The 20021-nt window shown below is 66.4% G+C and carries 16 protein-coding genes; 1 reads left to right on the top strand and 15 read right to left on the bottom strand.

Going from position 1 to position 20021, the window contains the following annotated elements; genetic code table 11:
• Positions 1-4: 4 nt before the first annotated feature.
• The 5 genes from ACU5AX_RS01595 to ACU5AX_RS01575 form a co-directional block, all read right to left on the bottom strand.
• Positions 5-2674, bottom strand: coding sequence for a valine--tRNA ligase (locus ACU5AX_RS01595; RefSeq protein ID WP_446689395.1), 2670 nt, complete (start codon positions 2672-2674; stop codon positions 5-7).
• A 59-nt stretch (positions 2675-2733) separates the two neighbouring features.
• Positions 2734-4764, bottom strand: a complete 2031-nt coding sequence (locus ACU5AX_RS01590) for a S9 family peptidase (RefSeq protein WP_446689394.1) — start codon at positions 4762-4764, stop codon at positions 2734-2736.
• A 75-nt stretch (positions 4765-4839) separates the two neighbouring features.
• On the bottom strand, positions 4840-5388 hold the full coding sequence (locus ACU5AX_RS01585) for a DUF2497 domain-containing protein (protein WP_446690437.1): 549 nt from the start codon (positions 5386-5388) through the stop codon (positions 4840-4842).
• Between the two features lie 28 nt (positions 5389-5416).
• Positions 5417-6952 carry a TolC family outer membrane protein gene (locus tag ACU5AX_RS01580; RefSeq protein WP_198353037.1) on the bottom strand — a complete coding sequence of 512 codons (1536 nt, stop codon included), beginning with the start codon at positions 6950-6952 and terminating at the stop codon, positions 5417-5419.
• A 19-nt stretch (positions 6953-6971) separates the two neighbouring features.
• Complete coding sequence (locus ACU5AX_RS01575) at positions 6972-7637, bottom strand: protein-L-isoaspartate O-methyltransferase family protein (RefSeq protein WP_446689393.1); 666 nt, start codon at positions 7635-7637, stop codon at positions 6972-6974.
• Positions 7638-7778: 141 nt separating this feature from the next.
• Between ACU5AX_RS01575 and ACU5AX_RS01570 the strand changes: the two genes are divergently transcribed.
• Positions 7779-8123, top strand: a complete 345-nt coding sequence (locus tag ACU5AX_RS01570) for a hypothetical protein (protein ID WP_446689392.1) — start codon at positions 7779-7781, stop codon at positions 8121-8123.
• A gap of 9 nt (positions 8124-8132) precedes the next feature.
• Here ACU5AX_RS01570 and ACU5AX_RS01565 read toward each other — a convergent pair whose 3' ends face one another.
• The 10 genes from ACU5AX_RS01565 to ACU5AX_RS01520 all read right to left on the bottom strand — a co-directional run bounded on the left by ACU5AX_RS01565 (position 8133) and on the right by ACU5AX_RS01520 (position 19226).
• Entirely contained in the window at positions 8133-9815 is a 1683-nt protein-coding gene (locus ACU5AX_RS01565) for a hypothetical protein (RefSeq protein ID WP_446689391.1), read from the bottom strand.
• A gap of 7 nt (positions 9816-9822) precedes the next feature.
• Positions 9823-10890 carry a protein-glutamate methylesterase/protein-glutamine glutaminase gene (locus ACU5AX_RS01560; protein ID WP_446689390.1) on the bottom strand — a complete coding sequence of 356 codons (1068 nt, stop codon included), beginning with the start codon at positions 10888-10890 and terminating at the stop codon, positions 9823-9825.
• Position 10891: 1 nt separating this feature from the next.
• Entirely contained in the window at positions 10892-11770 is an 879-nt protein-coding gene (locus tag ACU5AX_RS01555; RefSeq protein WP_446689389.1) for a CheR family methyltransferase, read from the bottom strand.
• The gene (locus ACU5AX_RS01550) at positions 11767-12252 is read right to left on the bottom strand and encodes a chemotaxis protein CheW (RefSeq protein WP_446689388.1); all 486 of its coding nucleotides are present in this window, start codon (positions 12250-12252) and stop codon (positions 11767-11769) included. The genes ACU5AX_RS01555 and ACU5AX_RS01550 overlap by 4 nt, the downstream gene beginning before the upstream one ends.
• Positions 12249-14111: a CHASE3 domain-containing protein gene (locus ACU5AX_RS01545; protein ID WP_446689387.1), complete on the bottom strand. Its 1863-nt coding sequence runs from the start codon at positions 14109-14111 to the stop codon at positions 12249-12251. Before ACU5AX_RS01545 ends, ACU5AX_RS01550 begins: the two co-directional genes overlap by 4 nt.
• A 175-nt stretch (positions 14112-14286) precedes the next feature.
• Positions 14287-16086: a methyl-accepting chemotaxis protein gene (locus tag ACU5AX_RS01540; RefSeq protein ID WP_446689386.1), complete on the bottom strand. Its 1800-nt coding sequence runs from the start codon at positions 16084-16086 to the stop codon at positions 14287-14289.
• A 27-nt stretch (positions 16087-16113) separates the two neighbouring features.
• Positions 16114-16641 (bottom strand): chemotaxis protein CheW, encoded by a 528-nt coding sequence (locus ACU5AX_RS01535; protein ID WP_446689385.1) that lies wholly within the window; start codon positions 16639-16641, stop codon positions 16114-16116.
• Positions 16628-18550, bottom strand: coding sequence for a chemotaxis protein CheA (locus ACU5AX_RS01530; RefSeq protein WP_446689384.1), 1923 nt, complete (start codon positions 18548-18550; stop codon positions 16628-16630). Before ACU5AX_RS01530 ends, ACU5AX_RS01535 begins: the two co-directional genes overlap by 14 nt.
• Positions 18547-18915, bottom strand: a complete 369-nt coding sequence (locus ACU5AX_RS01525) for a response regulator (protein ID WP_446689383.1) — start codon at positions 18913-18915, stop codon at positions 18547-18549. Before ACU5AX_RS01525 ends, ACU5AX_RS01530 begins: the two co-directional genes overlap by 4 nt.
• On the bottom strand, positions 18912-19226 hold the full coding sequence (locus tag ACU5AX_RS01520) for an STAS domain-containing protein (RefSeq protein WP_446689382.1): 315 nt from the start codon (positions 19224-19226) through the stop codon (positions 18912-18914). The genes ACU5AX_RS01525 and ACU5AX_RS01520 overlap by 4 nt, the downstream gene beginning before the upstream one ends.
• Positions 19227-20021 lie beyond the last annotated feature (795 nt).

Raw genomic sequence — 20021 nt, 5'->3', positions numbered from 1 at the left:
GCGCTCAGCCCAGCCGCGCCAGCGCGGCGGACAAACGCTCCGCCTCCGCACTCTTGTCAGCATGGTCGACGCGCGCCTTGTCGACCGCCTCCGGCTTGGCCCGCTCGACGAAGCTCGGATTGTTCAGCCGGCCGGCGAGCCCGTCGCGCTCCTTCTCCGCCGCGGCGATCGCCTTGGTCAGGCGCGTGCGCTCGGCGTCGAGATCGATTACCCCGTCCAGCGGCAAGACGAAGGTCGCCTCGTCGACGACGACCTGTGCCGCTCCGCCCGAAGGCGCGTCGTCGGCGGAGAGATCGACCCGCGCGAGACGGGCGATCACGGGCGTCTGGCGCGCGAGCCGGGCCGCCGTCCCCTCCCCGGCGCCGCGGACATGAAGCGGCAGTCGAGCGCCCGGCGGGACGTTGAGCTCGGTCCGCGCGGCGCGAATCTCGCCGACCAGACGGATCAGCCAGTCGACCTCCGCCTCCGCGGCGGGATCGAGGCTGCGCGCGTCCGCCATCGGCCAGCGCGCGACGATCAGATCGTGGTCGCGCGGGGTCCCCTCCGGTGCCATCGCATGCCACAATTCCTCGGTGATGAACGGCATGAACGGATGGAGCATCACCAGGATCTGGTCCAACACCCAGCCGGCGACCGCGCGGGTCTCGTCGTCGATCGCCCCTTTGATCAGCTCGAGATACCAATCGCAGAAGCGGCTCCACACGAATTGATAGATGGCGTTGGCGGCGCCGTCGAAGCGATAGTCGGCGAGCGCGAGGTCGACCGCCTGCACCGTGCGGATCGTCTCCGCGACAATCCACTGATTGACCGCCAGCGTCGCGGACGGCGCCTCCATCGTCGTCGATCCGCCGATGCCGTTCGCCTGCGCGAAGCGCGCCGCATTCCACAGCTTGGTCGCGAAGTTGCGATAGCCTTCGACCCGCTTCTCATCCATCTTGATGTCGCGGCCCTGGCTTTCCATCGCCGCCATGAAGAAACGCAGCGCGTCGGCACCGTACCGGTCGATCAACCCGAGCGGATCGACGGTATTGCCCTTCGACTTCGACATCTTGGCGCCATCTGCGGCGCGCACGAGGCCATGCAGGTACAGCGTCTTGAACGGCACCTCGCCCATGAAGTGCAGCCCCTGCATCATCATCCGCGCATCCCAGAAGAACAGGATGTCGAACCCGGAAACGAGCACGTCATTGGGATAACGGCCGCCCAGCGTGCGGTCATCGCCATCGGGCCAGCCCAGCGTGGCGAACGGCCACAGCGCGGACGAGAACCAGGTGTCGAGCACATCCGGATCACGGGTCAGCACGACACCCGCGCCGGCTTGCCCCTGCGCCTCGGCCTCGGTTTCCGCGACGAAGACCCGCCCATCGTCGGCGAACCAGGCAGGGATCTGATGCCCCCACCACAATTGCCGCGACACGCACCACGGCTGGATGTTCTCCATCCAGTTGAAGAACGTCTTCTCCCATGTCTTGGGAACGATCTTGATCGCCTCGCTCCGCACCGCCTCGATCGCCGGCTGCGCCAGCGTCTTGGCGTCGACATACCATTGGTCGGTCAGCCACGGCTCGATCACGACGCCCGATCGGTCGCCGAACGGCGTCTGGATCGTGCGTGGCTCGGCGTCGTGCTCGGCGCCGTCCTTGTCGACGTGCGGGATCAGCACGCCGTTCGCCTTCAGCCGCGCGACCACCGCCGCGCGCGCCTCTGCGGTCGACAGGCCGAGGAACGCGTCGGGGATCAGGCCGTCGGCGGTCTGGACGATCCGCGCTTTGCCATCGAGCATGTTGAGCATGTCGCGCGCCTCGATACCGGCACGGCGACCGACATCGAAGTCGTTGAAGTCGTGGCCCGGCGTGATCTTCACCGCGCCCGATCCCAGCGCCGGATCGGCATGTGCGTCGGCGACGATCGGGATCAGCCGCCCGGTGATCGGCAGCCGCACCTGCTGGCCGACCAACGCGGTGTAGCGCGCATCGTCCGGGTGCACCGCCACCGCCATGTCGGCGAGCATCGTCTCGGGCCGCGTCGTCGCCACCTCGATGAAGCCGGAACCGTTGGCGAGCGGATAGCGCAGCCGCCAGAAGCTGCCCTTCACCTCGCGCGTCTCGACCTCCAGGTCGCTGATCGCGGTACCGAGGCCGGAGTCCCAATTGACCAATCGTTTGTCGCGGTAGAGCAGCCCCTGCCGATGCAGCTCGACGAAGACCTTAAGCACGGCCTTCGAAAAGCCTTCGTCCATCGTGAATCGCTCGTTGGCCCAATCCATTGAGCAGCCGAGCCGGCGCAGCTGGCGGGTGATCTGCCCGCCGCTCTCCGCCTTCCACTCCCAGACCTTGGCGACGAAGTCGTCACGGCCGAAGTCGGTGCGCTTCTTGCCCTTGGCCGCCATCTGACGCTCGACCACCATCTGCGTCGCGATGCCGGCATGATCCGTACCGACCACCCACAAAGCATCCTTGCCCTTCAGCCGCGCGTGCCGCGTCAATATGTCCTGCAGCGTATTGTCGAGCGCGTGGCCGATATGCAGGCTGCCCGTGACGTTGGGCGGCGGATTGACGATCGTCCACGGCTCCGCCCCCGGCCGGTCGGGACGGAATAGGCCTTGTTCCTCCCAATGCTGGTACCAGCGGGTTTCGATGGCGGCGGGGTCGAAGGTCTTGGGAAGCTCGGTCATAGGCAGCGGGTCTTAGCCAGCGCCGATGCCCCCGTCACCCCCGGCCCGCGCCGCTCTCGTCACTGGGCAGGCGCGTCCTTTGTCCACCTGTCCATCCAGCCGAGCACCTCGTGATACCATTGCCGTGAATTGTTCGGCTTCAGCACCCAATGGTTCTCGTTGGGATTGACCACCAGCCGCGACGGAATGCCGCGTCGCTGCAATGCGGTGAAGGCTGCGATCCCCTGCGTATAGGGGATGCGGAAATCCTTTTCGCCGGTGATCACCAGCATCGGGGTCTTCCAGTCCTGGACGTAATTGACCGGGTTCCACTTCTCGAAAGCGGCCGGGTCCTGGAAATAGGCCTTGCCGCCATGTTCCCATTCGTCGAACCACAGTTCGTCTGTCTCATACGCCATGGCGCGGGCGTCGAAGACGCCGTCATGTTGGACGATGCACTTGAACCGATCGGGCCAGCGCCCCTCAATCCAGTTCATCATATAGCCGCCATAGGAGGCGCCGAGCGCGCAGGCGCGATTGCCGTCGAGCCAGTCGAACTTGGCGGTCGCCGCGGCGAGGCCCTTCTGCAGATCCTCGAGCGGCCAGCCGCCCCAATTGTTGCTGATCGCGTCGGTGAACGCCTGGCCGTAGCCGGTCGAGCCGTGGAAATCGACGGCGACGAGGCCATAGCCCGCACCGGCGAACACCGCCGGGTTCCAGCGATACGACCAGCTGTTGTCGCTCGATCCCTGCGGGCCACCGTGGACCATATAGGCGATCGGCAGTTTGCCGGTGCTGCCCGCCGGTCGGACCGCATAGCCCCAGACCTGGTCGTTATTGGCGCCGGCGAAGCTGAACCGCGTCACGCTCGGCATGTCGATACCGGCGAGCTTGGCCGCGTTGACGCTGGTCAGCCGCGTGCGTTTGCCCGGCCCGGCGACCGCGTAGAAATCGTCGGGCGCCGTGAGACTGTTCATCGCGATCACGCTGCCCTTGGGCGTCGCTACCACGGCAGAGACATGCCCTTGCTGCGTCAACCGGGTCGGCTTGCCCGTCCGTGCGTCGACGGACCAGAGCGGCATCTCCTGCGTGTCCTGCGCGGTCACGAGCAGCCGCTTCGAATCGGGCGACCAGGAGATCGACCCGACCGACCGGTCCCACCCTTCGGTCAGCGCGCGCACCTGCCCGCTGGCAAGGTCGCGCACCATCAAGACCTGCCGATCCGCTTCGAAGCCTGGCCGCTTCATCGCCACCCAGGCGAGCGTCTTGCCATCGGGCGACACGGTGGGCAGCGTATCGGTCGCCTGGTTCGCCGCGGTCAGATTGATCGGCGCGGCCGAGCCGTCGGCGGGCGCCTGCCAGATGTCGAGGTTGGTCGACAGCGGCTCCGTCGTACCCGCGACGCGCAACGCGAAATAGAGCGTGCGGCCATCGGCGCTCCACGCCACCTCCTCGCCGCCGCCGAACGGGCGCGAGGGCGTGTCGCCGTCGAGGCCGTGCTCGACCGCGACGCCATTGCCCGGCGCTCCGGCGGCGGTCAGCGGCAGCACGAACAGCTGCGAATGGGTGCCGTCGACCCAGCTATCCCAATGACGGACGAACAATTTGTCATAGACACGCGCCTGCCCGGCCCGCGCGTCCTTCTTGACCATCGCCGGCTCGAGGCTGGGCGCATCGGGGCGGCGATCAGCCCAGACGACGATCCGGTCGCCGGTCGGCGCCACCTTGAAGCCATTGAAGCCGCCGGTGAAGTCAGTCAGCTTGCGCGGCGTACCACCGGTCACCGCCACCGCCCAAATTGCGTCGTTCGCGCTGTAATAGACGGTGTCCCCGACGATCTGCGGGTCATTCTCGTCGACGGCCGGATCGGCGAGCAGCTTCTCCGGCACCGCGCCCTTGCGCGTCAGATCGAGCCGCCAAAGATCGTACCGCCCCCGATTGGCGTCGAGGTCCGTTTCGCGCTGCGCCCAAACCAGCCAATGACCGTCCGCCGAGGCGGTCGGCGCGCCGACGCGACTGAGCGTCGCGACGTCATCGATGGTGATCTGGCGGGCCGCGACAGGGGCGGCAGCGGCAACGGCGAGCAGGCTCGCGGAAAGGAAGATCTTCATGCCGCGCAACTAAGCAGATGCCGCGCGGCGGGGCAAATGCGGGCCCCTTCCACCTCTGGTGAAAGGGGCGGTCGATCAGCGCGTCGGCGCGGTCAGCTTGGCGATCTCGCGCGCGACCATCGTCTCGACCATCTCCGGCAAATGGGCGTCGAGCCATTCGCGTAGCATCGGGCGCAGCATTTCGCGCACCAGACCTTCCAGCGTGCCGTTACCCTGCGGCTCCGGCTTGACCAGCATCCGGCTGAGAGTCTCCAGCGGCGCGCGCGTCGCCGCAGCGGCCTGATGCGACAGGATCGGCTCGGGCTCTGCCTCTGCTACCATACGGGGTTCGGGGCGGGGCTCCATCGCCCGTGGCTGCTCCGCCGCCCGCATCGGCTCGGCTTGCGGCTGCACGGGAGGGACCGGTGCGGTGCCGCGCGAGGGATCGGATGGAGAACGCGGTGCGGGCATGGGATCGCTCAGCTCCAGAATTTCGTCGGTTTCGGGTTCGTGCTCGACCGACGCCGCGACCGCGCGCTGCGTTCGGCGCGGCCGCACCTGCGCACCGTCATTCTCTTCGGCGATGATCCGTTTGATCGAGGACAGGATTTCCTCCATCGACGGTTCCGCGCTGATGTCCCCCATCATCTCGATTCCTGCGTTGCGCCCGCCGTTATTGGCGATTGGGTGCCGCAGCACCTGTGGTTAATGCAGGGCTTCTGTCAACCGGCGTATCGAGCATTGGATCAAGAGGCCGTGTGACTACAGAGGTTTGCGCAGGGGTATTGGCGGTCGAGGCGGCCACCGGATCGGGCCGACCGTCGTCGCCGAAATCGGAAATCCGGCCGCGAACGCGATTGTAGTTGGCCACCGGATCGTAGAGCGATCCGCCCTCCAGCCCGAGGTCCCGCGCCTCCGCATGGCCCATGGCGGCGATCAGCGCAAAGCCAGCGACATAGGCGTTACGACGCGCCGTGACCAAGGTCACCTGGCTGTTGAGCAATTCCTGCTCGGCATTGAGGATGTCGAGGATCGTGCGCGTGCCGACGCTGTTCTCGGCGCGGACGCCCTCTAGGCTGAGCTTGTTGGCATTGACCGCGATCTCGCTGCTCGCGATCACCTCCTGCGCCGACTTCCATGCCGCATAGGCGGAGCGGGTCTGAGCGACGACCGCGCGTTCCGTCGAGGTCGTATTTTCGATCGCTTGGGCGTGCAGCGCCTCGGCCTGGCGAACTTGTGCCGCGGGACGGCCGCCCTGGAAGATCGGCAGGTTGAGCGCCAGGCCGACGGTGCCGCTGGTCGCGGACTGACCGACCCGCACACCGGTGCCGGCACCGAGCGAACCGAGGTAGCTGTAATAATTGCCGCCGAGCACGGCGTTGACCTGCGGCAAGCGCGTCGCGCGGGCGACGCCGATGTCGTAACGGGTCGCGTCGCGCAAACGCTGCTGCGCCAGCAGCACCGGATTGTTTCGCAGCGCGTCCTGGACGGCGTCATTCGGCGTCGCCGGCAGGGCGGGCAGCGCCGGCGGCTGTTCCAGACTGGTCGGCGGCGTGCCGATGACGCGGACATAGGTTTCCCGGCTGGCGATCAGCTGCGCCTCCGCCGACTGCAGCTGGCCCCGCGCCAGCGCCAGGCGCGCTTCCGACTGGGCGACGTCGGTGCGGGTCAGATCGCCGACCTGAAACCGGTCGCGGCTCGCCTGCAAGTTGATCTCCAGCACCTTGACGTTCTGCTGGTTGAGACTGACGATCGCCTCGTCGCGGATCACGTCCTCATAAGCGCCGACCACGGCGGTGAAGAGATCGGATTCGGTGCCGCGCAGCGTCGCCCGCCCCGCCTCGACCCGCGTCTCCGCCGCCTCGATCGAATTGCGCACCGAACCACCGCGATAGAGCGGGATGCTCAGCTGGGCGGCACTCGTCGCCTGGCGGGCGGGATTGGCGAAGCTGTTGTTGTTGCTGCCGAGGTTCGAACCGCCAGGCGAAAGGACGTTCTCGACATAGCCGCCCGTCAGATTGACCGATGGCAGCCCGCTCGCCCGTGCGATCGGCACCGTCTCGTCGGTCGCCCGCTGAACGGCGCGCTGCGCGGTGATCGTGGGGTTGCCCTGATAGGCCTTGACCATCGCCTCGCGCAGGGTTTCTGCCCCCGCCGGCACGGCGACCAGCGCGACACCGCTGGCCAGGATTGTCCGAAACGCGTGCATGCCCCCCCTAACCCTTGTCTCAGAATGTAAAGCCACTCGGCTTTTCGAAGCCGGGAAGAATGACGCAGTCGCTATCCATGAACGGCGTCAGACCGAAACCGCCATCGGTCTTGCGCCCACTGGCGAGCCGGATCACGCCCTTCTCGACCAGACCGGTGACGACGCGCCCGTCCGTCCGAACCTGGTTGACCAGCAGATCCGGAACCTGTTCGATCGCACCGTCGACGATCAGCACGTCATAGGGCGCGCCAGCGGCATAGCCTTCGGTCAGCGACCCCTCGACGATCTCGACGTTCGGCGTGCCGGCGAGGGCATCGCGCGCGATCGCGACCAGTTCGGCGTCTTCCTCGACCGCAACGACGCTGGCGACGATCGAGGCGAGCAGCGCCGCCGCATAACCGCCCGCCGCGCCGATCAGCAGGACGCGATCGTCGGCGGTCAGATAGGCTTCGGTGAGCAGTCGACCAGTGACCATCGGCAGGTTGATCGCCCTGCCCCTGCCCGCCGGCAATGCCGTGTCCCGATAGGCGAGCAGCCGCGAAGCTTCCGGCACGAAGATCTCGCGCGGCACGCTCATCATCGCCGCGATCACGCGCTGGTCGTTGACCGCATTCGTCCGCAGCTGGCTCGCCACCATCGCGTGGCGCATCGTCTGGGTGGTCGTGCCGTCGATGCTCGTGTTCATGCTTACCCCTCTCGCACAACTGTCTTAGCTGCGCAATACACTTCGTGATCCAACGGCTTGTATCGTGCGCGCCGGTCGCCGCCAAGCCGGGGATGGGCAATATGGGTTGGCGAGCGTGGCGGCACCGCCTAAGGCGCGGCGATGATCCCGGCGACCTACCACCGTTTCATCGACTGGATCGGCGACGGCACGGGCTTGCCCGACACGATCCTCCACCTGCACGCCGGTCTTGCCGTGCTGATGGTCGCGCGTGTCCTGACGCGGCGGTCGCTGGGCAGCTTCGTGCCCCTGTCGGTCGTCGCTCTCGCCGAGACGTTCAACGAGGTCATGGACCGGCTCCACTTCGGCTCGTGGCGCTGGCCGGATACGACCTCCGACATCATCAATACGTTGTTCTGGCCGACCGTGATCTGCCTGGGGATCCGGTTGCGTCCGATGCTCCTGCCGCGTGATTCGGCACGGGTCGTGCCCCGCCAGGACCGCTGACGCCCGACGTCAGAACAGCCCGTCATCATCCTCCAGCGCGGCGTCGGCGTCGACGACCGCCATGCCCGGCAGCAGGAACGGCGCATGCACTTCGCGCTCGCGCGCCATCGTATAAAGCGAGGCGGCACGGACCAGCACCGCCCGCAACGCCTCCTCCTCATCCGCCGATCGCTCCTCCGGGACGGGGACCCCGGTCAGGAGGTCGGCAGCCCGCTCCAGTGCCTCCACCACTACACGCTGCTCATGTAGTGTGTCGGCGCTCCGCTCCAGCGATGTCACGATCGCGCGGGCCTCGCCGCCGCCATCGCTGACCGCGCGGTCCGACTTCGCGCAGGCCTGGCGCACGACCTTCAACGCTGCATCCAGCGCCAGATCGTCCCGGCCCTCCTCGCCATCGCCCTGCGCTTGGGTCAGTTCCACCCGCTTCAGATCGGCGATTAACCGGGCAACACCAGCACTCGATGCGTCGAGCCGGCTGGCGCAGGGGGCGACCTCAGTCGCGATCACCGCCACGGCGCGGCCGGTCGTGCCATGGCGGCGGCAGAGCAGCCGGGTGTTGGTCGAGATGTCCTGCACGTCGAGGGCGATCCGCTGGATCCGCGACAGGCCGCCGAGCAGATCGGCGAAGGTCCGCCGCACGAACTGGGCCAGCGTCGCCAGCCGCCGATCCGCCTCGCACAATTGCCCGGTAACCTGGCTGACGTCGGCGATGCCGTGCTCGATACGGACCAGCACATCGCCATCGTCACCGCTGGCGCCCTGTCGCTCGACCAGACCCAGCAACCGCGTCGTCAAGGGCCCGAGCTGCTCGATCGCGGCGATCAGCGCGCCGATCTCCCGGGAAAAGTCCTGCGCGGTCGCCCGCATCTGCGCGGCGACCAGCGCCGCCATGGTCGCCACCACCGTCGGCGGCGGTGCAGCATCGTCGCCCTGCTGCAGCAGCATGCGCAAGATGGTCGCGCCATGTTCGACCCGCTGGCGGACACTGTCGCCGATCTGGATCGCGCCGAGCATGCGCGCCACTTCGGCCTGAACGGTTCGCATCACGCCGCTCACGTCCTGCGCCATCCGCGCCACCGTCTTCAGCTGAACCTCCAGTGCGTCGGCATTGCTGGTCAGTTCGGCCGGCGCCTCCGGCCCGATCTTGCGGGATTCGACCGCGAGCAGATGATCCGCCTGACGCATGTCGGCGATGACCTTGCCGAACCGGTCGAGCTCGTCGCCGAAATAGCGCAGCTCGCGTCGCCCGCTCTCCAGCTTGCCCTCCATCCCCGCAACGAAGTTGAAGAAGGCCGTTTCGCCGGACGAGGCGATCTTGATGCTCATGCCGTAAATGCCGAGGAGATGCAGGATCTCGCCGACATCGGCGAGCAGCGACCGCATCTCGCGCGTGCGACAGGTCAGCACCTGGATCTCCGCGGCACGGCGTTCCTGCGCCGCCGGCAATGTCTTCAACCGGTGCGCCGCGTTGCGCAGCCGCTTGATCGCCGTGCCGACCACCTCCGGGGCCAGCGAGGCCTGAATATCGTCAAGATCGGCGCCCATCCGGTCGATGGTTTCAATCGCCTGCGCCAAGGTCTCACCGACCCCGCGAAAGCGCAATTCGAGGTCCGCGACCATCTCGTCGAGCTGGTCGGCCATTTCCGCAATCGGCAGAGGAATGTGGGTCGAGTTCTCGATCATCGTCATCATTCGTCTCTCATCGTGCCGTCGCCTGGAGCATCTCGCGGGCGATCGCCTCCAGCGGCACGACGCGATCGACCGCGCCGCGCGCGATCGCCTCCTTGGGCATGCCGAATACCACCGACGTCTCCTCATCCTGTGCGAAGGTGCGCGCCCCGACCTCATGCATTTCCAACAGGCCGCGTGCGCCGTCATCGCCCATGCCGGTCATGATCACACCGACGGCATTGGCGCCGGCATTGCGCGCCGCGGAACGGAACAGCACATCGACGCTGGGCCGGTGCCGCGACACCAGCGGCCCCTCGCGCACGGCCACCGCATAGCGGGCGCCGTGGCGTTCCAACATGGTGTGACGCAGGCCGCCCGGCGCGATCAGCACCCGGCCGCGCATCACCGTGTCGCCATGTTCGGCCTCCTTGACGTCGACCGCGCACAGCCCGTCCAGCCGCCGGGCGAAGGCGCGCGTGAAGCTTTCCGGCATATGTTGGACGATGACGATGCCGGGCGAATTGGCCGGCAGCGCCTCCAGCACGGCACGCAGGGCCTCCGTTCCTCCCGTGCTGGCGCCGATGCAGACGACCATTTCCGTCGTCCGGCTGAGCGCGCGGCCGTTCGGCGGCGGCAGCATGGCGTCAGCCGACAGGCGCGCCGCCGGGCGGAGCACCGGCCGCGTGCCGAGCCTGGCACTCGCCGCGCCCTTCACCGCCTCGCGGATCTGCAGATGCGCCTCGACCAAATGATCGGCGACGCCCAGGCGCGGCTTCAGGATGACGTCGACCGCTCCCGCCTCCAGCGCCTGGAGCAATGTGTCCGACCCCTCGTCGACCAGCGACGAGCACATCACCACCGGCACCGGGCATTGCGTCATCAACTTGCGCAGGAAGGTAATGCCGTCCATCCGCGGCATCTCGACGTCCAGTGTGATGACGTTGGGCACCTCGCCCTGTATATAGCGCGCCGCCGCAAACGGATCGGCGGCCGCAGCGATCACCTCGATGTCCGGATCGGCGGACAGGATCGCCGTCATCGCCTGACGCACGCTCGCGCTGTCGTCGATGATCAGGACGCGGATCTTCTTGCTCATGTCAGACGCGTTTGAAGACGGTGTTCGAGACGGCGACCAATTCGTCGTCCAATTCGAGCCCGGCGATCGTTTCGGAATGGCCGAGGACCAGCAGGCCACCCGGAACCAAACAGCGTGCGAGTCGCCGCACGACCTGCGCTTGCGTTTCCTTGTCGAAGTAGATCAGCACGTTGCGGCAAAAGATCAGATTCATCGGCGCGCCGATCGGATAGTGGCTGTCGATCAGATTGTGCCGGGCGAAGCCGACCGCCGTGCGCAGTGACGGCACGATGCGACGCTCGTCCCGGCGCGGATCGCGCGCGGGCAGCGAATAACGTGCGCGCAGCAGCGGCGGCACGGGATCGAACAGCGCGCCGGGATAGACCCCACGTCTCGCGATCTCGAGCACCTCGGTGTCAAGATCGGTGGCAAGGATCGCATAGTCCGGGCCGCCGTGATCCTGGGCGAAGGCGTCGAGCAGCATGGCCAACGTGTAGGCTTCCGGCCCCGTCGAGCAGGCGGCGCTCCATACCCGCAGGCGCTGGGCCCCGGCATCGCGCCAGCGCGGCAGCACTTCCTCGGCCAGATAGGTGAAATGCCGCGGTTCGCGGAAGAAATCGGTCTTGTTCGTGGTTACTGCATTGAGCAACGATTCGACTTCGTCACCCAGATGGCCTTCGTCAAACAGCCAGGCGCAATAGTTCGCTAGGGTTCCACAGCCCAGATGCCGGACACGGCGCCGCAGCCGCCCCTCGATCATGGTCTTCTTCGCCGGCGGCAGATGGATCCCGGACGCTGCATGGATATAGTCGGCCAGCCGGCGAAAATCCGCAGGTGACAATGGATCGTCGGGTGGCAGGCTGACTCCGTCTGCGGGAAGGGCGGCGAGGCTGCTGCTCATGCCGCCTCGTCGATCGGCGCGATCAGCAGGTCGACGTCGGCCGCGACGATATGGCGCAAGTGGAGCAGGACGATGAAGCCGCTCCCGCGGCGCAGAATCCCCCCGATATGATCCGACCGCCAGCGTATCCCGACATCCGGTGACGCCTCGATCGCGCCGCGATCGAAGCTGCTGACGTCGATGACCCGGTCGACGACCAGGCCGAGCGTCAGTGCATGATCATCGTCCAGCGTCAACTCGACGACCAGGATGCGCGTCGCCAGCGTCGCTTTCGCGGGCGCGAGGCCAAGCCGTTGGCGCAGGTCGACGACCGGCACGGACAGGCCGCGGACGTCAATCAGGCCGCATAGCCAGACAGGCGCGTTCGGGACGCGGAAGGCGGTTTGGTGATCGAGGATCTCGCGCACGCTGACGACCGGCAGCGCGAACTGCTCGTCCCCCAGACCAAAGACGACGACCTGAATTTCCCCCGCGTCGGTCATGCAGCGCGTCCAAACTCGGCATCCTCGCCGTCGGGGCCGCCAGCCGAGAGGTCGAGCGCAAAGCCGCGGACGCGCGCCTGTTGATCCGCGACCGTGGCCTGACGGCCGGCGGCGCGCGCCTTCCGACCAGGCTTAGCGGTCCGTGCACGGGATACGGCATGGCGCGGGACCGGTGCCGTTGCCCCCGCTTCGGTACGGAAATAGGCGATGCTCTCCTGCAGTTCCTCGGCCTGGCCCGCCAATTGCTCGGACGTCGCCGAGATTTGATCGGAGGCGGAGGCGTTCTGCTGGGTTACCGCATCGAGCTGTTGGATTGCTTCGTTGATCTGCGAGGCGCCGATGTCCTGTTCGCGGCAGGCGGCGCTGATTTCAGCGACCAGTTCCGCGGTACGGCGGATATCGGGGACCAGCTTGATCAACATCTCACCCGCTTCGCTGGCGGCGGTAACGGTATCCGAGGACATACCGCTGATCTCGGTCGCAGCGGTTTGGCTGCGCTCGGCGAGCTTCCGCACTTCCGCGGCAACCACCGCAAAGCCACGGCCGTGTTCGCCCGCCCGCGCCGCCTCCACCGCCGCGTTCAGGGCAAGCAGATCGGTCTGACGCGCGATCTCCTGGACGATGCCGATCTTCTCAGCGATCGTCCGCATCGCGATCACCGCCCGCTGGACCGCCGCGCCGCTCTGCTCCGCATCCTGCGACGATTGACGCGCGATCTTCTCGGTCTGCGCCGCATTGTCGGCATTCTGTTTCACGTTGGCGGCCATCTGCTCCATCGAAGCGGAGGCTTCTTCCGCGGCTGCGGCCTGTTCCGTCGCACCCTGACTGACCTGCTCGGACGAGGCGGACAATTGTTGGCTTCCCGCCGCGACATTTTGTGCCGCCGTGGTCGCCTCGCCGACCACACCACGCAGTCGCTCGACCATCGTGGCCAGGGCGCGGCCAAGCCGGTCCTTGTCGGAGAGTGGCCGGTGATCGATTGTCAGATCGCCGCCCGCGATCGATTCCGCGACCCGCGCGATCCCCTCGAAATTGCTCCGCAAGGCATCGAGATTGCTGCCGAGCTGATCGCTTAGACCACCAAAGCGCTGACTCATGCCAACCGAGGTGTCGCCAAGCGACACCGCATTGAGGACGCTGGACATCTGGTCGAAGGCACCCTCGACGGCGGCGACACTGCCCTGCATCCGACCGATTTCGTCACGACGTTGGAGCGTCAGCGGTTCGGCGAGGCGCGCCAAGCCGCCGGTGAGCATCGCGATCGGGCGCGCGATGGTGCGCGTCATCAAGATACCGATTCCGAACGCAGCCAAGACGCTGGCGATCATGCCGATCAGGATCGCCGTGTTGATCGTCGCGAAGGCGGCGGCTTGGGCGCGCTGGCGCTCGGCGAGGAGGGCGTTTTCCGTCGCCACCATCTCGCCGACGCGGGCGCGGAGCTGATCCATCGCGGCCTTCCCGGTACCGCTCGCCTCCATCGCCCGTGCGGTCTCGCGTTGGCGCGGATCGGCCATGATGCGAATGGTCTTCTCCGCCACGTCGTTGTGCCAGCTGGCGGCCAGGCGGCGGATATCCTCCAACCTGGTTTGCTGCACCGGATTGTCGCTGGTCAGCGACTTGACGTCGCTCCAGGCGCGGGCAAAACCGTCCCAGCCGTCATGATAGGGCTTTAGAAACGCCTGGTTTCCCGACACCAAATAGCCGCGATAGCCAGTCTCCTGATCGACCATGTCGGTGACCAGCTGGTTGGCGGTGGCGATGACCTTGGAGGTATGCTCATTGATCTCCGTCGTCGCGCGGACCTGACCGGCGTTCGCCAGAATGATCCCGTCGACACCCATGGTGATCGCAACGATCATGCCTAGGCAGAGGGTCAGTTTCTTCGATATCGAAAGGTGATTGAACAGGGTCAGCATCGGATGGTCTCACAACGGAGGGCACGGGCGGTCAGCTGGCCCGCACGCGCCGTGTCGCGTGCGGGAAGGATCGGAAAAGGCGGCATCTCTCGTTCGACCGCATTGGCTTTGCTCGCCCTCACGCGGCGCGGCCGTATTCGTTGTCCTCACCATCCGGTCCGCCCGGGGTGAGGTCGAGCGCGAAGCCGCGCGCGCGAGCCTGTTGATCGCCAACGGTCGCCGATCGGGCGAGCGCACGAGCCTTGCGGACTGGCGTCGCGGTCGCGGACCGCGGCGGCGCCTTGCGCGCTGCCACCTGCCTTGCCGCACCTGCCTCCGTGCGGAAGAACGCCATGCTCTCTTGCAAACTTTCGGCTTGGCCGGCGAGTTGGTCGGCGGTCGCCGAAATCTGATCTGAGGCGGCGGCGTTCTGCTGGGTTACGGTGTCGAGTTGCTGGATGGCGTCGTTAATTTGCGAGGCGCCGATGTCCTGTTCGCGACAGGCAGCACTAATCTCTGCGACCAGCTCGGCCGTACGGCGGATATCCGGCACCAGCTTCACTAGCATCTCGCCTGCCTGCGTTGCGGCCGTGACGGTTTGCGTCGACATGCCGCTGATCTCGGTCGCTGCCGTCTGGCTGCGCTCGGCGAGCTTGCGAACCTCGGCGGCGACCACCGCAAAGCCCTTGCCATGCTCGCCGGCGCGAGCGGCTTCGACAGCGGCGTTGAGCGCCAGCAGATCGGTCTGGCGGGCGATCTCCTGGACGATACCGATCTTCTCGGCGATCGTCCGCATCGCCGTTACTGCCTGCTGTACGGCGGCACCGCTCACCTCGGCATCCTGCGACGACTGACGGGCGATCTTCTCGGTCTGGGTGGCGTTGTCGGCATTCTGTTTGATGTTGGCCGCCATCTGCTCCATCGATGCGGACGCCTCTTCCGCTGCGGCGGCTTGTTCGGTCGCACCCTGCGACACCTGCTCAGACGACGACGAAAGCTGCTGGCTTCCCGCCGCGACATTCTGTGACGCCGCCGTGGCATCGCCGACGACGGTACGCAGCCGCTCCACCATCGTGACCAGCGCATGGCCCAGCTTGTCCTTGTCCGACAGGGGCTTGTGCTGCACGGTCAGGTCCCCGCCAGCGATCGCGTCGGCCAGTTGCGCGCTCTGCCGCAGATTGGCCGTCATACGATTCACCGTTTCGACCAGGTCGCGGATCTCGTCATCGCTTCGCACCGCGAGATCCTGGTCGAGATCGCCGATCGCTACCGCTTCAATCGCCGTCGAAACTGTGTTCAGCCCGCGGGTGACCAGACGCGCGATGTAGAAGGCGCTGCCCGCGGCGATCACCAAGGCAAGCAGGCCGGCGACCAGCATGATCTCACGCGATTGGACATAGAGTTCGTCGGTGCCCTGATCCGCCTCCTTCATGATCGTCCGCTGTAAGTCGGCAAGATTGGAAATCGCGTTCATGAAGGCGTCCATCAGCTTCGCCTGCTCGGTATTGGACAGTTGGGCCGCCTCGTCGTTCTTGTTGGCGTAGCCAAGGTCACGGACGCGATCGAAGGTCGGCTTCAGCGCCACCCACTTGGCATGCATGTCTTCCCACAAAGGCTTGCCCCGTTCCGTGGCGCGGCGACGGCCGTCGGCCATCAACTGCTCCATCTCCGCTTCGCGCCGGACCACCTTGTCGTAATAGCCTTTCATCACGGTCGCATCGCTGTTGAGAATCAGCGATTGTTGATCGGCGAGGATCTGGCTCTGATCGGTGTCGATCTGCTGAGTGATCGACAGTCGCTTGGCCGGCCCGGCGATCACGTCCGAGATTGCCTCGTTCATCGTGTTCAGCTTCGAAATGCTAATCGCCACGACGGCGAGGAACAGCAATACGAGGATCGTGAAGGTCACCCCCAGCTTCAGCTTGATCGTTGCCCGCATGATAACTTTCCCAATTCGACCGTTGTGTCAGTGAGTGGCAGCGGCAACGCCGCCGTCGTGCGATGCCTTCAGAAAGATCGCCTGCAGATCCGGCAGCACGACGAGGTCGCCGCGCCAGCGCACCAGGCTACGCATGTGCTGCTTCTGCCAGCTGATACCTACCGCCGGCACCTCCTCCGCCAGCGCCTGGGCGAAGGTCGCGACCTCGTGCACGCGGTCGGTGCGCAGGCCGATCAGCGTCGGCTCGCCGTCCAATGGCAGGTCGATGACGACGATCCGGCTGTCCGGACTGGCGGCGGCCCGCTCCATGCCAAAGGCGAGGCTGAGGTCGGCGACCGGCACGATTCTGCCGCGAAAGTTGATGACATGGCCGACCAGTGGCGGCGCCCCCGGAATGGCAGTTTCCGGCAACAGGTCGATGATTTCCTGCACTTGCACCGCCTCGAGCGCGAAGGTTTCCCCGCCGAGCTCGAAGATCAGCACCTGCAACTCGCCCTGCGCGTTCCACGCGACGGCGTCGGATTGCGGCGCGACGTGTGCATCAACCTGCGGCACGGGCGTTCTCCTCCTGGGGCTGGGCCAGTGCGACGAGTTGCGCCACGTCGAGGATCAGGGCGACACCACCGTCGGCCAGGATCGTGGCGCCGGCGAAGCTCGCCACATGCCGGTGGAACGGCGACAGCGACTTGATCACCGTCTGATGGCTGCCGACGATCTGATCGACGACCAGGCCGACCCGCTCGCCGCCCGTGGCGACGACGACGATCTTCTGATGCGGATCGGGGCGGGTGCCCGTGGCGAACAGTTCACGCAGGCGCAGGAATGGCACCAGCCGATCGCGCAAAGTGATGACGCTGCGCCCGCGCGAGCGCAAATCCTCCGACAGCGGCAGTTCGAGGCATTCCTCAACCGCGGCGAGCGGAATGACGTAATGGCCCCCTCCCACGCGCACCAGCAGCCCCTCGATAATCGCGAGGGTCAGCGGAATGCGGAGCGTGATAGTCGATCCCTCGCCCGGCCGGCTGACCAGCTCGATCGCGCCGCGCAGGCTTTCGATCGTGCGCTTGACCACGTCCATGCCGACGCCGCGGCCGGACAGATTGGTGACCTGGGCCGCCGTGGAGAAACCGGGGTGGAAGATCAGCGCGAGCAGTTCGTCGTCGGTCAGGGACTGGCCGGGCTGGATCAGCCCATTCGCCACGGCCTTGGCGCGGACCCGCTCGCGATCGACGCCGCGGCCATCGTCGGCGACGGTGATCAGCACCTCGCCGCCCGCCTGCCGCGCGGCGAGCCGGATCTGGCCGGTCGCCGGCTTGCCCGCCGCGATGCGATCCGCTGCCATCTCGAGGCCATGATCGCAGGCATTGCGGACGATATGGACCAGCGGATCGAACAGCCGTTCGATTACCGTCTTGTCGACCTCGGTCGCCTCGCCCTCGGTGGCCAGCGCGATGTCCTTGCCGGTATCGCGCGCAAGGTCGTGGATCAGCCGACGGAAGCGGCCGAACAGCGAGGACACAGGCACCATGCGCAAGACCATCATCGTGTCGCGCAATTCGCCGGCGAGCCGCTCGATCTCTTCCGCCACCGATCGCAGCGTCAGATCGTGGCGCTGGCCGGCCAGCTGTGACAGGCGGCTTTGCGCGATCACCAATTCCCCGACCCGATCCATCAATTCGTCGAGCCGTTCGGCGGGGACACGGACGCTTTCCCGAGCCGCGGCCGCCGCGACTATGGTCGGCGCCTCCGCCGGGGTAGGAACGGCAATAGGCGCTTCCTCCGGGCCGACGGCTGGCGCGGCGAGCGGCGCAATCTCCAGTGTCATGTCGTCCATGACGAACAAGAAGACGTCCTCGATCGCTTCACGCGGCACGTCGCCGACCAGCGTCACGTCCCAGCAGATCCAGCATTCCTCCGGCACCAGATCCGCCAGCGGGGGCACGGCATCCGTCCGCGCGACGATGCGGCATTCACCCAGCTCGCGCAGTTCGTCCAGGAGCATCAGCGGGTTGGTACCATTGGCCATGGCGTTCGGCGGCAGCCGGAACGACAGCTGCCAGCCGTGATCTTGCCCCACCGACGTGGCGCCACCGTCCGCACCGGCGACCGCCGCGGCGAGCCGGTCGAGGATCGTGCGCCCGTCAGCGTCCGGCGCGTCACCGTCGATCAGCGCCTGCATATGGTCGCGCGCCGAAAGGATGACCGCGACCAGCTCCGGGGTGGCGCGAGCCTCGCCCTTACGAACCCGATCAAACACGCTCTCGCAATGATGCGTAAAGGCAGCGAGCGCGTCGAAGCCGAACATCGCTCCCGAACCTTTCAGCGTATGCAGGCCGCGAAACACCGCATTGATCAGGCCGGCATCATCGAGACGATGCCCGAGGTCGAGCAGACTCTGCTCGATCTGCTCGAGCAGCTCGGCCGCTTCGATGCGGAAGGTCGCGACCGGATCCTCTGCGGTCACCGGCCGAGCACCTTGCGCACGACGCGGATGAGTTGTTCCGCTTCGAACGGCTTGACCAGCCAGCCCGTCGCGCCTGCATCCTTCGCCTGTGCCTTCATGGCGGCATCCGATTCGGTCGTCAGGAAGATGATCGGGATGCCGGCCTGCGCGGGCTGCGCGCGCAGTGAACGGATCATCGCCAGACCGTCCATGTTGGGCATGTTCAGGTCCGTGACGATCAGATCAAAGCGCGTCTCCGCCGCCTTGGTCAAACCGTCCTCACCGTCGACCGCTTCGGTCACGGCATAGCCCGCCCCGGTCAGTGCGATGCGGATCGCCATGCGCAAACTGGCGCTGTCGTCCACCGTCAGGATCGCAGCAGTCATTGGGTCGCTTCTCCATGGAACCAGAATTGCAGGTCGTCAGCGGATGCGTCGGTCATCAGGCCGGCCCGGATGAGCAAGGCCCGCAGCGCCGCGTCGGCCGGCGTGCTCAAGCCGAAGTCCAGCCCGATCTTCGCGGCACTGGCACGCGCGGCGCAGGCGAGCTGCACGACGCTGAGGTCGGGCGTCCGGACGGAGGACAGATCGAGACGCACGGCGCCGCCCTCGTCGAACGCCTGGCGCAAGTCCGCGGCGCAGGTGCCGATCGACGGCAGGCACAGATCCTCATTGGCCGTCACGATGGTGATCGACATTAGTCATTCCCTAAATATGAAGGCGTGCGATCCGCGGCAGGTCAAGCCTGCCGCATCCGCCGATTCTATCTACGTTCGCTGCGGCACAGCCTGCGGCTTACGTTGATTGTTGTGCCACATCCGGCGTATGTCTCTCGCCACTCCCACCCCGTCATGTCCATATCGGACACGTATCCCGGTAGACCGGCAGCCATGAAATTTTAGTTAAATCGCAATGCCACCGTCGTCGGTGTTCGCATTATAGCGTGATCCCGCCAGTCGCGGTTCTTCCTACTAACGGCGAAAGCCCGCGCGATGATGGGTCGCGACCGTCAGCGCAACGATACCATACGTCGACGCCGGCTCGGCGAACGCCGCTGCCGTCGCGTGGCGTGGAGGCCCGACCGGGCCTTGCAAAAGCGCAGTTCTCTGCGGCTTCGGGGTGTCTAACCCCTGAGGCTGTACCCACGGCGGACTGCGGCGCCCAAGGGTAAATGTCTAACCGTTATGCGCCGCTTTTTGGCTCGAAGCGGAGTGGCTGCTCACGCCCAAAGACGGTCGTCAGACCCGTGCCTCTATTCTGCTATTTTGCCTGATTGCGTACCTTCGGAGTTAATCGTGGCATTCTCAAATGGGTTGATGCACCGGAGAAGCGTGAGACCCCCGGATAACTTGCTAACTCGATTGCGTCGGTGGTTTCGTCCGGCACCAGGTGACCGATCGACTGAATTGATCGATGAGGCGATTGAGAGCGCCAAAGCGAACGGAATCACTGACGTCCGAGAAGCGGCGAATAGCTATTACGGTTTCAGCCTT

The sequence above is a fragment of the Sphingomonas benefaciens genome, from assembly GCF_052907485.1.
Note: the sequence above shows the minus strand (reverse complement) of the source record. Positions and strands in the feature narration are given on the sequence as shown.